Here is a 13,832-nt window from a genome sequence, read left to right as displayed (position 1 = left end):
CGGTCCGGCAGTGTGGATGAACGAACCCCGGGCCGTCCACCGGCCGGGCCCGGGGATCAGACGTCGAGGTAGGCGAGGACGGCCAGGACACGACGGTGGTCGTCGTCGGACGGGGGCAGGCCGAGCTTGGTGAAGATGCTGCTGATGTGTTTGCTGACCGCCTTCTCACCGACGAACAGTTTGGTGGCGATCGCCGCGTTGGAGCGGCCCTCGGCGATCAGGGCCAGCACCTCCCGTTCCCGGGCGGTCAGTGCCGCGAGCGGCGGCTGGTGGCGGGCCAGCAGCTGGGAGACCACCTCGGGGTCCATCGCGGTGCCGCCGGCCGCCACCCGGCGGACCGCGTCGACGAACTGGGCCACGTTCGCCACCCGGTCCTTGAGCAGGTAGCCGACGCCGCCGGCCCGGTCGGTCAGCAGCTCCCGGGCGTAGAGCGGCTCGACGTGCTGGGAGAGCACCAGCACCGGCATGCCGGGGATCTTCTGCCGGGCCGCGATGGCGCCCTGCAGGCCCTCGTCGGTGAAGGTGGGCGGCAGCCGCACGTCCACCACGGCGACGTCCGGCCGATGCTCCAGCAGGGACGGCAGCAGCGACGGTCCGTTGTCGACCGCCGCCGCCACCTCGAAGTCGTACGCCTCGAGGATCCGGATCAGCCCGTCCCGGAGGAGGGCGAGGTCCTCGGCGATGACAACGCGCACGGCAGCTCCATGGTCACGACAGTCGGCCCGCCCGGCGGGCTGGACAGGCTCATCGTGCCATCAAAGGCGGCGAGACGGCGCTCGATGCCCCGCAGGCCGGTGCCGCCGGCCGGGTCGGCGCCGCCCTTGCCGTCGTCGCCGACCCGTAGGAGCAGCGTGTCGCCGGTGTGCCACAGATCCACCGTCAGGCCGGTGGCGCCACTGTGCCGGGTCGCGTTGGCCAGTGCCTCGGCGACGGCGAAGTAGGCCGCCGACTCGACCGGCGTGTCGAGCCGGCCGGGCACCGCGGCGGTCACCGTCGCCGGCATCGGCAGGGCCATCGCCAGTGCCCGGACCGCGCCCTCCAGGCCACGCTCGGCGAGCACCGGCGGATGGATGCCGCGGACCAGGTGCCGCAGCTCGACCAGGGCGGCGGAGCTGCTGTCCCGGGCCTCGGCGAGCAGCTCCCGGGCGGCGGCCGGGTCGGCGTCCAGGATCGCCTCGGCCAGCCCGATCGTCATGCCGAGGGAGACCAGCCGGGCCTGTGCGCCGTCGTGCAGGTCCCGCTCGATCCGGCGCAGCTCGGCGGCCTGGGCGTCGACCGTGTCGGCCCGGGTGACGGTGAGCTGGCTGACCCGCAGGCGCAGCTCGGCGGCCCGGGTCGGGGCGAGGAACAGCCGGTTGATCAGCGCGTCGCCCCGGCGCAGGTAGGGCGCCAGGGCGACCCCGATGGCCAGGATCACCGCGCCCTGTGGCAGGGACAGGAAGCCCTCGCCGACGGTCTCGATCGGCCAGATCACGCCGTAGCCGTAACCCTCCACGCCGAGGGAGATCCACAGCGGGATGAGCAGGATGCCCTCGACCCCGTAGAGCGGGAGGGCCAGGGTCAGCACACCGAGGGCCAGGCCGGCCAGCCCGCCGGGCAGCAGCCACGCCACGTCGCGCCAGGTCGCCGGGTCGGTGACGATCCACCGGTAGTGCCGGATGCCGCCGAGCACGGCCCGCTCCGGGCGGGGACGGTAGGGCCGGGCGATCGGCACCCGCCATCCGGCGGCGATCCGGCGGGACAGGTCGGCGCGGAACCGGATCAGCCGCGTCACCAGCGGCACCAGCAGCAGCCCCAGACCGAGCACCGGGGTCAGCGCCAGCGAGACCGCGAAGAGCACGAGAAGGAACAGGTTGGCGAGGGCGAGCGGGAGGGCGACGACTCCGCCCCCCACGGCCCGCATCCCGTCCCGGATCCAGTCGCGCGAGTCCATGTCACCATCCTGGCGATCGGCCGCCAGTCTGTCGGTAGTGCCAGCCCTACCTCCGCGGGGGTGCTGGGTCTCCTGACTCCGCGGGGGCGAGCCGGTTGAGTCGAGGCATGACCACCACGACCGGGACCCGGACCACCGGGAGCGACTTCGCCGAACTCAACCGCCGGATCAGCGCGGCGGGCCTGCTGCGCCGGCGGCCGGGCTACTACGCCGTACGCCTCAGTCTCGTCTCGACCGCGCTGATCGGCGGTTGGGCCGCCTTCTTCCTGGTCGGCGCCTCCTGGTGGACGCTGGCGGTGGCGGTCTTCCTGGCCGTCGCGTTCGCCCAGGTGGCGCTGGTGGCCCACGATCTGGCGCACCGGCAGGTGTTCCGCACCAACCGGCCGAGCTCCCGGGCCGGGATGATCGCCGGCAACCTGGCGATCGGCATGTCCTACGGCTACTGGATGGACAAGCACACCAAGCACCACGCCAACCCGAACCACGACGACCTGGACCCGGACGTCGGACCGGACAACCTGGTCTGGTCCCGGGAGCAGGCCCGTGGCCGGGGTTTCCTGGTCCGGCATCAGGCGTGGCTGTTCTTCCCGCTGCTCACGTTGCTGGGCGTCTCCCTCAAACGGGACAGCGTGCGCGCGGTGCGGCGTGGCACGGTCAAGCAGCGCGGCCGGGAGGCCACGCTGCTGGGGATCCACTTCTGCGGGTACGCCGCCGCGCTGCTCCTGGTCCTCACCCCGCTGCAGGCGCTCGCCTTCCTGGTGGTGCACCAGGCGCTGTTCGGGGTCTACCTGGGGATGACCTTCGCACCCAACCACAAGGGCATGCCGCATCCGGACGGCACCGAGGACTTCCTTCGCAAGCAGGTGCTGACCTCGCGCAACGTGCGGGGCGGCCGGTTCGTGGACGCGGCGCTGGGCGGGCTGAACCACCAGATCGAGCACCACCTGTTCCCGGCCATGCCGGCGCCGAACCTGCGGCTGGCTCAGCCGATCGTGCGGGACTACTGCGCCGAGATCGGGGTGCCGTACGAGACGACCGGGCTGATCGAGTCGTACCGGCAGGCCCTGCGGCACCTGCACGACGTCGGCGCCGACCTGCGCCGCCACCGGTCCGCAACCCGGAACGGGTAACGGATCCCCCGGCCGCGCCGATCAGACCGCCATGACGGAGCACCGTGACGACGTGGCGCGAGGTGTGGCGCTCACCGTGAGACTGCGCCTGGTGAGCACGAACTCGGGCCGCCCGCGGGCCGGCTGCGCGGTGAGCCTGTGGCACTGTGGCGGCCACCGGGCGCGCGGCCGGCAGACCGTGGACCCGGCCGGCTGGGTGTCGTTCGGCAGCGCGTTCCCCGGCGCGCAGGCGGGCTGCTGGCCGCACGTGCACTTCGCCGTGCACGACGGCGGCGACTCCGACGGGCTGCTGCACGCCGCTCAGCTCGCGCTGCCCGGGGACGCCTGCGCGAAGGCGTACTGCGCGGCGGAGCGGCGGCGGCTGGACGGGATGAGCATCGCTCGGGACGGCTGCTTCGCCGGCGGATGGGCGCTGGAGATCCCGTCGGTGACCGGGGACGCGACCCGGGGGCTGGTCGCCACCCGTACGGTGGGCGTCTGAACCGGCGTCCCGCTAGATTGGCCCGATGCCACGACGCCGTCTGTTCCTGCTGCCGGCGGTCGTGGCGATGCTGGGCCAGATGGCGTTCGCCATGGTGACCACGGCCATGCAGCAGTCGCCGACCATCGACGAGCCGGTCTATGTGGCCACCGCCGAGGTCTACCGGCAGCAGCACAGCCTGCGGTTGAACCCGGAGCATCCGCCGCTCGGCAAGCTGATCATCGCGGCCGGGACGGCGTTCGCCGGGGCCGAGCTCGATCCGGCCCATCCCGGTGACCAGACCCGGCTGGGCCGGCACCTGCTCTACGAGAACGGCAACAACCCGTTCCGGTTGATGCTGCTGGCCCGGCTGCCGGTCATCCTGCTCACCCTGCTGTTCGGGCTGGTGGTGCTGGCCTTCGCGCGGGACCTGGCCGGGGCGTGGGCGGGGCTGATCGCGCTGGCGCTGTACAGCTTCTCCCCCGACGTGATCGCGCACGGGTCCCTGGCGACCCTGGACGTGCCGGCGGCCGGGTTCCTGCTGACCGCGTTCTGGCTGGCCTGGCGCGCGCGGGAGCACCCGGGGCGGTACGTGCCGCTGGCCGGGGCGGCTCTCGGGGCGGCGCTGGCGACGAGGATGAGCGCGCTTCCCGCCGTACCGCTGCTGATCCTGCTCCTGGGGTGGAGCGGCTGGGTCGGCTGGCGTGCGCTCGCCGCGGACCGCAAGCGGCGTATCGTCCGGGCCGTGGGTGCGGCGCTCGGTGCCGGGGTGATCGCGGTGGCGGTGGTCTGGTTCGCCTATCTGGTGGTGGATCCGCGGCTGCGCTGGACCACCCCGCCCGGCCTGCCCGATCCGCGCGGGCTGAAGGGCCTGGCGGTGGATCTGCTGCCGTTCCCGCAGGCGTACCGGGACGGGATGCTCGTCCAGTTCTCCTTCGAGAACAAGGTCTACAACGGGTTCCTGCTGGGGGAGGCGTACCGGGGTTCGCCGTGGTACTACATGCCGGTCGCGATCCTGATCAAGACGCCGCTCGGGATGCTGGCGATGTGGCTGGCCGGCGCGATCACCATGGTCGTGATCCCCCGGCTGCGGGCGGCGGCGCTCCACCTGCTGCCGGTCTCGCTGGTGCTGGTGCTGGTCACGATGAGCGGGGCGCGCAACTACGGCACCCGGTACGTGATCGTCCTGCCGATGTTCCTCGCCGTCGCGGCGGGCACGGTGGCGCTGATCCGGCGGATGAGGTGGCCGGCGGCCGCGCTGGTCCTCTTCGTCGCCGTCAGCTCGCTGCTGACGTTCCCGAACTACCTCCCCTACTCCAACGAGGCCTTCGGCGGCACGGCGAACACCCACCGCAACCTGCACGACGCCAACGTGGACTGGGGACAGGACCTGCCCCGGCTCGGCCGGCGCCTGCGGACGGAGTACCCGGGCGAGCCCGTCTGGCTGGTCTACAAGGGCGCCGGGGTGCCGGGGTACTACGGGATCGAGGCGCGGGACCCGTTCGCCGTACCCCTCGATCAGGTCCGTGGTCTCCTGGTGGTCTCCGACTCGCGCGTGGCGCTGGCCAGTCCCCGCCTGAGGCAGATGATCGAGTCGAGCACCCTGATCGACCAGGTAGGCCACTCCATCAGCATCTATCGGCGCTGAAGCATCTATCGGCGCTGACCTCTTGAAGGTTACCGATCGGTAATGCTTAGGTGACACGATGACGCACTACGACATCGTGATCGTCGGCAGCGGCTTCGGTGGCAGCGTCAGCGCACTCCGGCTGGCGGAGAAGGGCTACCGGGTCGGTGTGCTCGAAGCCGGCCGCCGGTTCACCCCGGACACCCTGCCCACGACGTCCTGGGACCTGCGCAACTTCCTCTGGGCGCCGCGACTCGGGCTGCGCGGCATGCAGCGGATCACCCTGCTCAAGGACATCATGGTGCTGTCCGCGGCCGGGGTCGGCGGCGGCTCGCTGGTCTACGCCAACACGCTGTACGTGCCGCCCGCCCCGTTCTTCGCCGACCCGCACTGGTCCGGGATCACCGACTGGGCCGGCGAGCTGAAAGGCTTCTACGACCAGGCGTCCCGCATGCTCGGCGTCACCGAACAGCCCACGATGACCCCGTCGGACGTGGCGATCCGGCAGGTCGCCGAGGACATGGGGGTCGGGCACACGTTCCGGCGGACCCCGGTCGGGGTCTTCTTCGGCGAACCCGGCAAGACCGTGCCGGACCCGTACTTCGGGGGCGCCGGCCCGGACCGGACCGGTTGCCTGGAATGCGGCGACTGCATGATCGGCTGCCGGGTCGGCGCCAAGAACCGGCTCGACGTCAACTACCTCTACCTGGCCGAGAAGTCCGGGGTGACGGTGCACCCGGACACCGAGGTCACGTCCCTGCGGCCGGACGGCGACGGGTGGCGGATCGAGACCCGGCGCGGCGGCTTCACGGCCGGCCAGGTGATCCTGTCGGCCGGCGCGCTCGGCACCCAGCGGCTGCTGCACGCCATGAAGGACACCGGGGTGCTGCCCGGCCTGTCCGACCGGCTGGGCCGGCTGACCAGGACGAACTCGGAGGCGCTGCTCGGCGCCGCGGTCAAGGACGTCCCGGAGCAGCCGTTCTCCCAGGGCATCGCGATCACGTCGTCGTTCCATCCGGACGCCGACACGCACATCGAACCGGTCCGCTACGGCCCGCGCAGCAACGCCATGGGCCTGCTGTCGACGATCCTGGTCGACGGCGGCGGGCGGGTGCCCCGGCCGCTGCGGTTCCTGTGGCAGGCGCTGCGGCACCCGATCGTCTTCGGGCATTCGCTGTCGGTCCGGCGGTGGAGCGAGCGGACCATCATCGCCCTGGTCATGCAGACCGCGGACAACTCCCTGACGGTACGGCGGACGCGTACCGGGCGGCTCACCACCTCCCTCGGCCACGGCAAACCCAACCCGGTGTGGATCCCGGTCGGTCACCAGGCCGTCCGGCGCCTCGCCGACACCATCGGCGGGTTCCCCGGCGGAACCGTCGGCGACATCGTCGACATCCCGCTCACCGCGCACATCCTCGGCGGCGCGACGATCGGCGAGTCGATCGAGACCGGGGTGGTCGACGGCTACCACCGGGTCTTCGGCCATCCCGGCCTGCACGTGATCGACGGCTCGGCGGTGCCGGCCAACCTGGGCGTCAACCCGTCACTGACGATCACGGCGCTGGCGGAGCGGGCCATCGCCCTCTGGCCCAACAAGGGCGAAACCGACCGGCGGCCCGCGCTCGGCGACCCGTACCGGCGGCTCGAGCCGATCGCGCCGCGCTCCCCCGCCGTCCCGGCGCACGCCCCGGCCGCCCTGCGCCTGCAGATCCGCCCACGATGAGGTTCCGATGATCCACTCGGTGCCGGCGGCCGCGGCCGGGACCCCCTGCTGGACGGTGTCGCGCCGTCCGGACCCGCGGCTGCGCCGGCACGTGCTCGCCTACAGCGGCTTCTCCACCGCCACGCCGATCCCGCACCGGATCCTGCCGATCAACGTGCCGGCCCTGGTCATCGACCTGACCGGGGCGTGCCGGGTGGTGACCGGCCCCAGCGCCACCCCGGTGGTCGGTGGCCAGAGCCGCTGGGGTCACGGCGTCACCGTCGGGCTCACTCCGGCCGGGGCGTCGGCGCTGCTCGGGGTGCCGACGCCGGAACTGGTCGGCCAGGTCGTCCCGCTCGACGACGTCGTCCTCCCCGAACAACTCGCGGCCACCACGTCGTGGGACGCCCGGTTCGCCCTCCTGAACCGCTGGCTGGCCGCGCGTCTGGACCCCGCCGCACCGGAGGATCCGCTGGTCACCGCGGCCTGGTGGCGACTGCAGCGAGGTCCCGGACGAGCCCGGGCCGGTGCGGTGGCCGCGGCTCTGGGGGTGTCCCGGCGACGGCTGGAGACCGGTTTCCAGCGCGCGATCGGCCTCTCCCCCGGGACGGTCAGCCGGATCGCCCGCTTCCAGCGCGCCACCGTCCGCCTGCTGTCCGGCGCCCCGATCGCCACGGCCGCCGCCGACACCGGATACGCCGACCAGCCGCACCTGACCCGCGACGTCCGCGCCTTCGCCGGGCTCACCCCCACCGCCCTCCGCGCCCTCGTCGCCCCCGCCTCCGTGCCGGTGGCGCATTCCTTCAAGACGCGCCCGGCGGGTCCCGCCTAACGTCCGCAGGCATGACACTCACCGGAAAGACCGCGCTGGTCACCGGCGGTTCGCGCGGGATCGGCCAGGCCGTCGCGAGGCGCCTGGCCGCCGACGGCGCCCGCGTCGTCCTCACCTACCACTCGTCGAAGGACGCCGCCGAGGCCCTGGCCGCGGAGATCGGGGCGACCGCCGTTCGCTGCGACCAGGCCGACCTCACCACCCTCCCGGCCATCCTCGATCCGGTCCGCGACGGCCTGGACATCCTGGTCAACAACGCCGCGATCACCTTCAGCCGCCCGATCGCCGACCTCACCCGGGACGACTTCGACCGCCTGCTGACGGTCAACACGAAGTTCCCGCTGTTCACCATCCAGGCGGCCATCCCCCTGCTGCGCGACGGCGGCCGGATCATCAACCTGTCCAGCCTCAACACCGCCGTGCCCGCGCCCGGCCTCACCCTCTACTGCGCGAGCAAGGCCGCCCTGGAACAGGTCACCAAGGTCGCCGCCCGGGAACTCGGCCCCCGCGCCATCACGGTCAACACCGTCTCCCCCGGCGCCACCGACACCGACATGCTGCGCGGCGCCAACCCACCGGAGGCCCTCGCGCGGACCACCGCCCTCACCGCCCTCGGCCGCCTCGGCACGCCCGCCGACATCGCCGCGGTCGTCGCCTTCCTCGCCGGCCCCGACGCCGCCTGGATCACCGGCCAGAACGTGCGGGCAGGCGGTGGGTTGCTGCTGTGACCCCCGAGGCGGTACGCCGTACCTCGCCCCGCGCCGGACCGGCCCGTCCCGTGACTCCCGCGCGAGGCTGGCGGGTGTCCCGGCCGAAACGCGGCCGCCGGGCCGAATGCGGTGGTTCCGGGACGGGCCGGGTTCGGCGGGGACGATGTACGGCGTACCGGCGAAAGCGGTGGAAGCCGAAGCGGGCGGCCCGCCCGGGCCACCGCGGGGCTTCTACAGGACGAAGGCGTCGGTCCAGAGCTGGCGGGATCGGCCGGACAGCGCCTCCATCAGGCCGACCGCCTGGCTGTCGGTGAGGCCGGCGACGAAGTCGACGACGGCGCGGCCGCGGGCCAGGGTGAGACGGTCGCGGGTGCCGGGCGGAAGTTCGGTCTCGGCCAGTTCGACCAGGTCGCGCAGGCGGCGGGGCAGGCGCTGCTCCTCGTCGGGGTCGGTGAGCCAGGCGATCAGCGCTTCGACCAGGGAGGCGAGCAGGCGGGCCTGGCCGCGCTGGTGCAGGGCCAGGTCGGGACGCTCCAGGACGAACCGGTTCTGCACGAACTTGAGGATCTGCACCTCGTGCCACTGCGCGCGAGCCAACTGGGCGTGACTGCTGCGGACGGCCGGCTGCTCGATCAGCTCGACCGACGCGACGAGGCGGTGCGTCCAGTTGGCGGAGAAGGCGGCGACCCGGGCCTCGGCCTCCAGGGAACCGTCGAACGGACGGGCCAGGAGGCCGTCGACGAGTTCGGCGCGGACCAGTTCGACGGCGTCGGCGAAGGCCTCGTCGTCGGCGATCCAGTCCTCCTTGCGGCGCAACCGGCGGCGCAGCGACTCGATCGCGCCGCCGGCCCGGTTCAGGTCGGACTCGCTGCCCCAGCGCTGCCAGGCCATCAGCTCGGAGGCGACGGCGCCCTGCTGGAGCACCCCGACCCGGTGCACGTCCTCCAGGTCGTGGATGGCGTAGGCGATGTCGTCGGCGGCGTCCATCACCGACGCCTCGACGGTCTGCTGCCAGTCGGCGACCCGCCCGGCGAACGGGGCACGGGCCGCCCGCACGTCGGCGACCTCGGTGGAGTAGGCGCCGAACTTGAGGGAGCCGCCGTCCGGATCGTCGGGGACCGAGGCGGCGCCGCGCGGCGGCGGATCCATGAACCGGGGGTGCGGGTCCGGGTGGGTGTGCCGGGTCCACGGGTACTTGAGGATCGCGGCCCGGACCGCGTTCGTCAGGTTGAGGCCGAGCGTGGCCTGGCCGCGGATCTCGGTGCTGGTCACGATGCGGTACGACTGCGCGTTGCCCTCGAACCCGTCGCGCAGCCCCAGCCGGTGCCGGGCCAGCCGGTCCAGCACCCGCTCACCGAGATGCCCGAACGGCGGGTGCCCGAGGTCGTGGGCGAGCGCCGCCGCCTCCACCACGTCCGGGTCGCAGCCACCGAGCTTCTCCGCCAGGTCCGGCTCGGCGGAACGCAGCCGCTCGGCGACGGCCCGGCCCACCTGAGCCACCTTGAGGCTGTGGGTGAGCCGGTTGTGCACGAGCAGCCCGGCCCCGCCGGGGCTGATCACCTGAGTGACCCCGGCGAGACGGGCCAGGAACGGCGAGCTGACGATCCGGTCCCGGTCCACCCGGAAAGGGCTCGACGCCAGATCTCCGGGGGCCACCAGACTGTCACCGAAGAGGCGCTGGGCACGTGGATCGTCCATGCCGGGAGGTTACCGGGACTGCAGGGCGTCCAATGCGACGGCCATCGCCACGACCAGACGGCGGTCCAGGTTCGGGTCGTGGATGCTCACCTGGTACGTGTCCCGCAGACCCCACTTGCGCACCACCGAGAAGGCCGGCCGGCCCTGGATCGTGAAGTCGAAGTGGTACGGCAGCCAGGACAGGTAGTCGACGAACCGCCGCAGGATCGCCACCCACTGGTTGCGCTCCTGGCCGGCGATCTCGCCGTAACCGGGCTGCTCGACGACCCAGCTGGACCGGAACAGCGACGCCGCGAAGTTCTTCCGGAACAGGCCGATCGGCTGCCCGTTCGCGTCGGTGACGTCGTAGGTCGCGCCGAGGTCGATGACCTGGCGGGCCTTGAAACCGAGCAGCGGGGTCTGCTTGGTGTCGTCGGTGTAGAGAGTCACCTGCTCCTTGAACGCGAGCCGCTTCTGCTGCGCGAACGCGAGGATGCCGGCCTCCCCGCCGGTCTGCGGGTCGACGGCGTGAACCTCGTACTGGTTCACCATGAAACGAATGCGCTGACGCACGATGAGGTGCTGCTGCGCCTGAAGGGTATGGAGCGTCACCGCGGCAGTGTGTCATACCGGTCACTTGCTGAGGAGATGCTGTGGGTGGCGGTGGCAGCCGGTGACCGGGGAGGGCCAGACTGGTGGTCATGGCTAAGCGAACGCGAACCCGTACCGTGATGGCACTGGCCCTGGGCGCCGCGGCGGTCTGGGCCGCCCGTGACATCCCCGCCCAGCTCGGCGCGCGCTCGCGGGGCACCCGCCTGGCCCGCGTGGAGGCGTCGCCACAGTTCTCCGGTGGGAAGTTCCGCAACACCGTCCCCGCCACCGACCTGGTCGCGGCGTCGATGCCCCGGCTGGCCGTCGCCGCCGCCACCGGCCGCGAGGCGCGCCGCCCGCCTCAGCCGGTTCCGCTCGTCACCCCGGAGCCGGGCGGCGACGCCCAAGGTCTGCACGTGACGTGGTACGGGCACTCCTCCGCGCTGATCGAGATCGAGGGCAGCCGGGTCCTGCTCGACCCGGTGTGGAGCGACCGCTGTTCCCCGTCCCGGCTGGCCGGCCCCCGCCGGCTGCACGAACCGCCGATCGCGCTGCGCGACCTGCCCCCGATCGACGCCGTGGTGATCTCCCACGACCACTACGACCACCTCGACATGGCCACCATCCAGACCCTGGTGGACCTGCAGGCCGCCCGGTTCCTGGTGCCGCTGGGCGTCGGCGCGCACCTGGAACGCTGGGGTGTCCCCGCGCCGCGCATCGTCGAGCTCGACTGGAACGAACGGGCCACCGTCGCCGGGATCGAATTCGTCGCCACCCCCGCCCGGCACTTCTCCGGCCGCGGACTGGGCCGCGACGAGACGCTCTGGGCCAGCTGGGTGATCAACGGCCCGACCCGGAAGGTGTTCTACTCCGGCGACACCGGTTACTTCGACGGATTCGCGGCGATCGGCGCCGAACACGGCCCGTTCGACGCGTCGCTGGTGCAGGTCGGGGCGTACGGAGACGCCTGGCCGGACATCCACATGACCCCCGAGGACGGCGTCGCCACCCACGTGGACGTGCGGGCCGGCGTGATGATCCCGGTGCACTGGGCCACGTTCAACCTGGCCCTGCACGATTGGTCCGAGCCCGCCGACCGCACCTGGCGGGAGGCCAAGGCCCGCGGCGTCACCCTGGCGGTGCCCCGCCCCGGCGAACGGATCGACATCGACAACCCGCCGGCGGTGGACGGCTGGTGGCAGGGCTGAGCTGAGCTAGCTGGCTTCGCTTCGCTCCGCGGCAAAATGCCTGGTAACCGGTGTCGAGACAGTCGATTTTCCGCCGCCCAGCAAAAACCACTGGGCGTCGGAAGATCGACTGTCTCGACATCGGCGGCATTTTGCGGGCAGTTCTGTGGCCACGCGCACACCGAAGACTACGGGGAGAGTGGGGCGCGGCTACGGCTGTTGGGTGGTGGGGACGCAGATCTGGACGGCGGCGGGAACCACCTCGGCGGTGAACTTCTTGGTCTTGGCTCGGGCGCCGCCGTCGAGTTCGTATTCGAGTTTCGACTCCAAGGTGACGTCGATGCGGCGGGCGCGGGTGGTGCGGACGAACGGGGAGTGGTCGGAGCGGGTGACGGCCATGGTGCCGAGCGCGCGGGCCCACTGGACGGCGTTCTGCGCGGTGGCGACGCCGACGTCGAGCCAGCCGTCGTCGGGCGAGGCGTCGTCGAAGGCCTCGATGCCGCCGGTGATCCGGCCCACGTTGCCGATCAGCACGCAGCTGGCCTCGTCGTCGAACCAGTCGGTGCCGTCGATTTTGATCTTGGCGCGGGGCGCCTCGCCGTTGACGTGGCGCAGACCGGTCCAGACGTAGGCGAGCTTGCCCAGCCGGTCCTTGAGCGCCCCGTCGGCGTCCTTGATCATCGCCCCGTCGAAGCCGACACCGGCCATCACGGCGAAGTGCTCGCCGTCGAGCCGGCCCAGGTCGAAGCGGCGGCGCTCGCCGGTGAACGCGATGTCGACGGCCTTCGCCAGATCGGTGGGGATGCCGAGATTGCCGGCGAACAGGTTGCCGGTGCCGGCCGGCATGATCGCGACCGGGATCTTCCCGCCACCCTTCTCGTGGGCGAGCACGTCCAAGGTGCGCTGGACCATGCCGTCGCCGCCCCAGACCACGAGCAGGTCGACGCCGGCCTGAACAGCCTTGCGGACCTTCTTCGGGGCCTTGCGGCTCTTGGGGACCTCGTACCAGATCAGCTTCTCGACGCCGCGGCCGGTGAGCAGGCGGCGTAGTTCGTCGAGGCCGCCACCGAGGGTCTTGCGCTGGTGGGCAACGACGGCGATCGTGCGGGGGGTTCGCATGTCGCCGCCGTTACCCGGTCAGCGGTTCGCATCAAACCCGGCTTCACAGGAAGCCGAAGCGGCGCTTCTTCTTCCGGCCGAACAGGGTCTGCGCGGTGTCGGCGCCCTGCCGCAGCAGCCGGGACGCACGGTTGTTCGGGCCCCGCCGGCGCTCGACGGTGTCGCTGAGCCTGCGGGCTCCGGCGACGCCGAGCGGGACGAGGACGGCGGTCAGGACGGCACGGCGGACGAAACTCCAGATGAACATGCCGCTGTATTACCCAGCCCGGACGATCAGTTCACCGATTCCCGCATGCGTTGTTCGGCGGCGGCGCTGCGGATGACCATGAGCCGCAGCTCCAGCTCGTCGGCGACGATCGCGGCGAGGTGCTCGAGCGCCTGGAGCCGGCGCGGGTCCGCCTCCCGCGGCACGCTGTCGATCACGTTGACGGTGCCGAGGCGGTACCCGTCGTGGGTGCGGATCGGCGCGGCGGCGTAGAACCGCAGGCCCAGCTCGCCGCGGACCAGCGGGTGCTCGAGCGTGCGCGGGTCCACGGCCGCGTCGTTGATCACGTAGACGTCGTCCTGGGCGATCACCGAGGCGCACAGACCGGGCTCCTTGCCGATCTGCCGCACCCCGGTCAGCCCGTGACAGGCGGCCAGCCACACCCGGTCCTGCTCGACGAGCGACACCGTGGCGATGGGCGTGCCGAACAGCGCGCCCGCGATGAAGGCGATCCGGTCGTACGCGTCCTCGACCGGCTGATCGACGAGCCGGTACCGGCGCACGGCCGCGAGCCGGGCGCGTTCCCGCGGATCGACGTGGTCCAGGTACTCGTACGCGTTCGACGGCTCTGTCATGGACGGCAGGCTATGCCCGAC

14 protein-coding genes are annotated in these 13,832 nt (G+C 72.3%); 7 read left to right on the top strand and 7 right to left on the bottom strand.

Annotation, left to right across the window (positions count from 1 at the left end; translation table 11 throughout):
* Nucleotides 1-56: 56 nt before the first annotated feature.
* Together Aut01nite_RS39720 and Aut01nite_RS39715 are read right to left on the bottom strand one after the other, a co-directional pair.
* Nucleotides 57-695: a LuxR C-terminal-related transcriptional regulator gene (locus tag Aut01nite_RS39720; RefSeq protein ID WP_043526454.1), complete on the bottom strand. Its 639-nt coding sequence runs from the start codon at nucleotides 693-695 to the stop codon at nucleotides 57-59.
* Nucleotides 647-1,933: a sensor histidine kinase gene (locus tag Aut01nite_RS39715; RefSeq protein ID WP_043526452.1), complete on the bottom strand. Its 1,287-nt coding sequence runs from the start codon at nucleotides 1,931-1,933 to the stop codon at nucleotides 647-649. Before Aut01nite_RS39715 ends, Aut01nite_RS39720 begins: the two co-directional genes overlap by 49 nt.
* Nucleotides 1,934-2,040: 107 nt before the next feature.
* On the opposite strand from Aut01nite_RS39715, the gene Aut01nite_RS39710 reads away from it, so the two are divergent.
* The 6 genes from Aut01nite_RS39710 to Aut01nite_RS39685 are packed head-to-tail and all read left to right on the top strand — an operon-like array spanning nucleotide 2,041 to nucleotide 8,415.
* Nucleotides 2,041-3,063, top strand: coding sequence for a fatty acid desaturase family protein (locus Aut01nite_RS39710; protein WP_043526451.1), 1,023 nt, complete (start codon nucleotides 2,041-2,043; stop codon nucleotides 3,061-3,063).
* Between the two features lie 31 nt (nucleotides 3,064-3,094).
* Nucleotides 3,095-3,544: a peptidase associated/transthyretin-like domain-containing protein gene (locus Aut01nite_RS39705; protein ID WP_052163880.1), complete on the top strand. Its 450-nt coding sequence runs from the start codon at nucleotides 3,095-3,097 to the stop codon at nucleotides 3,542-3,544.
* A gap of 25 nt (nucleotides 3,545-3,569) precedes the next feature.
* Nucleotides 3,570-5,171 (top strand): glycosyltransferase family 39 protein, encoded by a 1,602-nt coding sequence (locus Aut01nite_RS39700; protein WP_043526449.1) that lies wholly within the window; start codon nucleotides 3,570-3,572, stop codon nucleotides 5,169-5,171.
* 58 nt (nucleotides 5,172-5,229) lie between these two features.
* Entirely contained in the window at nucleotides 5,230-6,876 is a 1,647-nt protein-coding gene (locus Aut01nite_RS39695; protein WP_043526448.1) for a GMC oxidoreductase, read from the top strand.
* Between the two features lie 7 nt (nucleotides 6,877-6,883).
* A complete protein-coding gene (locus tag Aut01nite_RS39690; RefSeq protein WP_052163879.1) occupies nucleotides 6,884-7,687 on the top strand; it encodes a helix-turn-helix domain-containing protein in 804 nt (267 codons plus the stop codon).
* An 11-nt stretch (nucleotides 7,688-7,698) separates the two neighbouring features.
* Entirely contained in the window at nucleotides 7,699-8,415 is a 717-nt protein-coding gene (locus tag Aut01nite_RS39685; protein WP_043526446.1) for a glucose 1-dehydrogenase, read from the top strand.
* A 213-nt stretch (nucleotides 8,416-8,628) separates the two neighbouring features.
* Here the strand turns inward: Aut01nite_RS39685 and Aut01nite_RS39680 are convergent, their stop codons facing one another.
* Nucleotides 8,629-10,095, bottom strand: a complete 1,467-nt coding sequence (locus Aut01nite_RS39680) for a deoxyguanosinetriphosphate triphosphohydrolase family protein (RefSeq protein ID WP_043526444.1) — start codon at nucleotides 10,093-10,095, stop codon at nucleotides 8,629-8,631.
* Nucleotides 10,096-10,104: 9 nt separating this feature from the next.
* On the bottom strand, nucleotides 10,105-10,626 hold the full coding sequence (locus Aut01nite_RS39675; protein ID WP_173476698.1) for an LURP-one-related family protein: 522 nt from the start codon (nucleotides 10,624-10,626) through the stop codon (nucleotides 10,105-10,107).
* Nucleotides 10,627-10,775: 149 nt separating this feature from the next.
* Here Aut01nite_RS39675 and Aut01nite_RS39670 point away from each other — a divergent pair, with 149 nt between their 5' ends.
* Entirely contained in the window at nucleotides 10,776-11,873 is a 1,098-nt protein-coding gene (locus Aut01nite_RS39670; RefSeq protein ID WP_043526441.1) for an MBL fold metallo-hydrolase, read from the top strand.
* A gap of 189 nt (nucleotides 11,874-12,062) precedes the next feature.
* Here Aut01nite_RS39670 and Aut01nite_RS39665 read toward each other — a convergent pair whose 3' ends face one another.
* Genes Aut01nite_RS39665 through Aut01nite_RS39655 form a run of 3 tightly spaced genes read right to left on the bottom strand, consistent with a single transcriptional unit; the run spans nucleotide 12,063 to nucleotide 13,811 of the window.
* The gene (locus Aut01nite_RS39665; RefSeq protein ID WP_043526440.1) at nucleotides 12,063-12,971 is read right to left on the bottom strand and encodes a diacylglycerol/lipid kinase family protein; all 909 of its coding nucleotides are present in this window, start codon (nucleotides 12,969-12,971) and stop codon (nucleotides 12,063-12,065) included.
* 43 nt (nucleotides 12,972-13,014) lie between these two features.
* A complete protein-coding gene (locus Aut01nite_RS39660) occupies nucleotides 13,015-13,218 on the bottom strand; it encodes a hypothetical protein (RefSeq protein WP_043526438.1) in 204 nt (67 codons plus the stop codon).
* Nucleotides 13,219-13,244: 26 nt separating this feature from the next.
* Nucleotides 13,245-13,811: a GAF domain-containing protein gene (locus Aut01nite_RS39655; RefSeq protein ID WP_052163878.1), complete on the bottom strand. Its 567-nt coding sequence runs from the start codon at nucleotides 13,809-13,811 to the stop codon at nucleotides 13,245-13,247.
* Nucleotides 13,812-13,832 lie beyond the last annotated feature (21 nt).

The organism is Actinoplanes utahensis (assembly GCF_016862455.1).
In the GTDB taxonomy this organism is placed as follows: Bacteria; Actinomycetota; Actinomycetes; order Mycobacteriales; family Micromonosporaceae; genus Actinoplanes; species Actinoplanes utahensis.
This window is presented reverse-complemented; position numbering and strand designations above follow the sequence as displayed.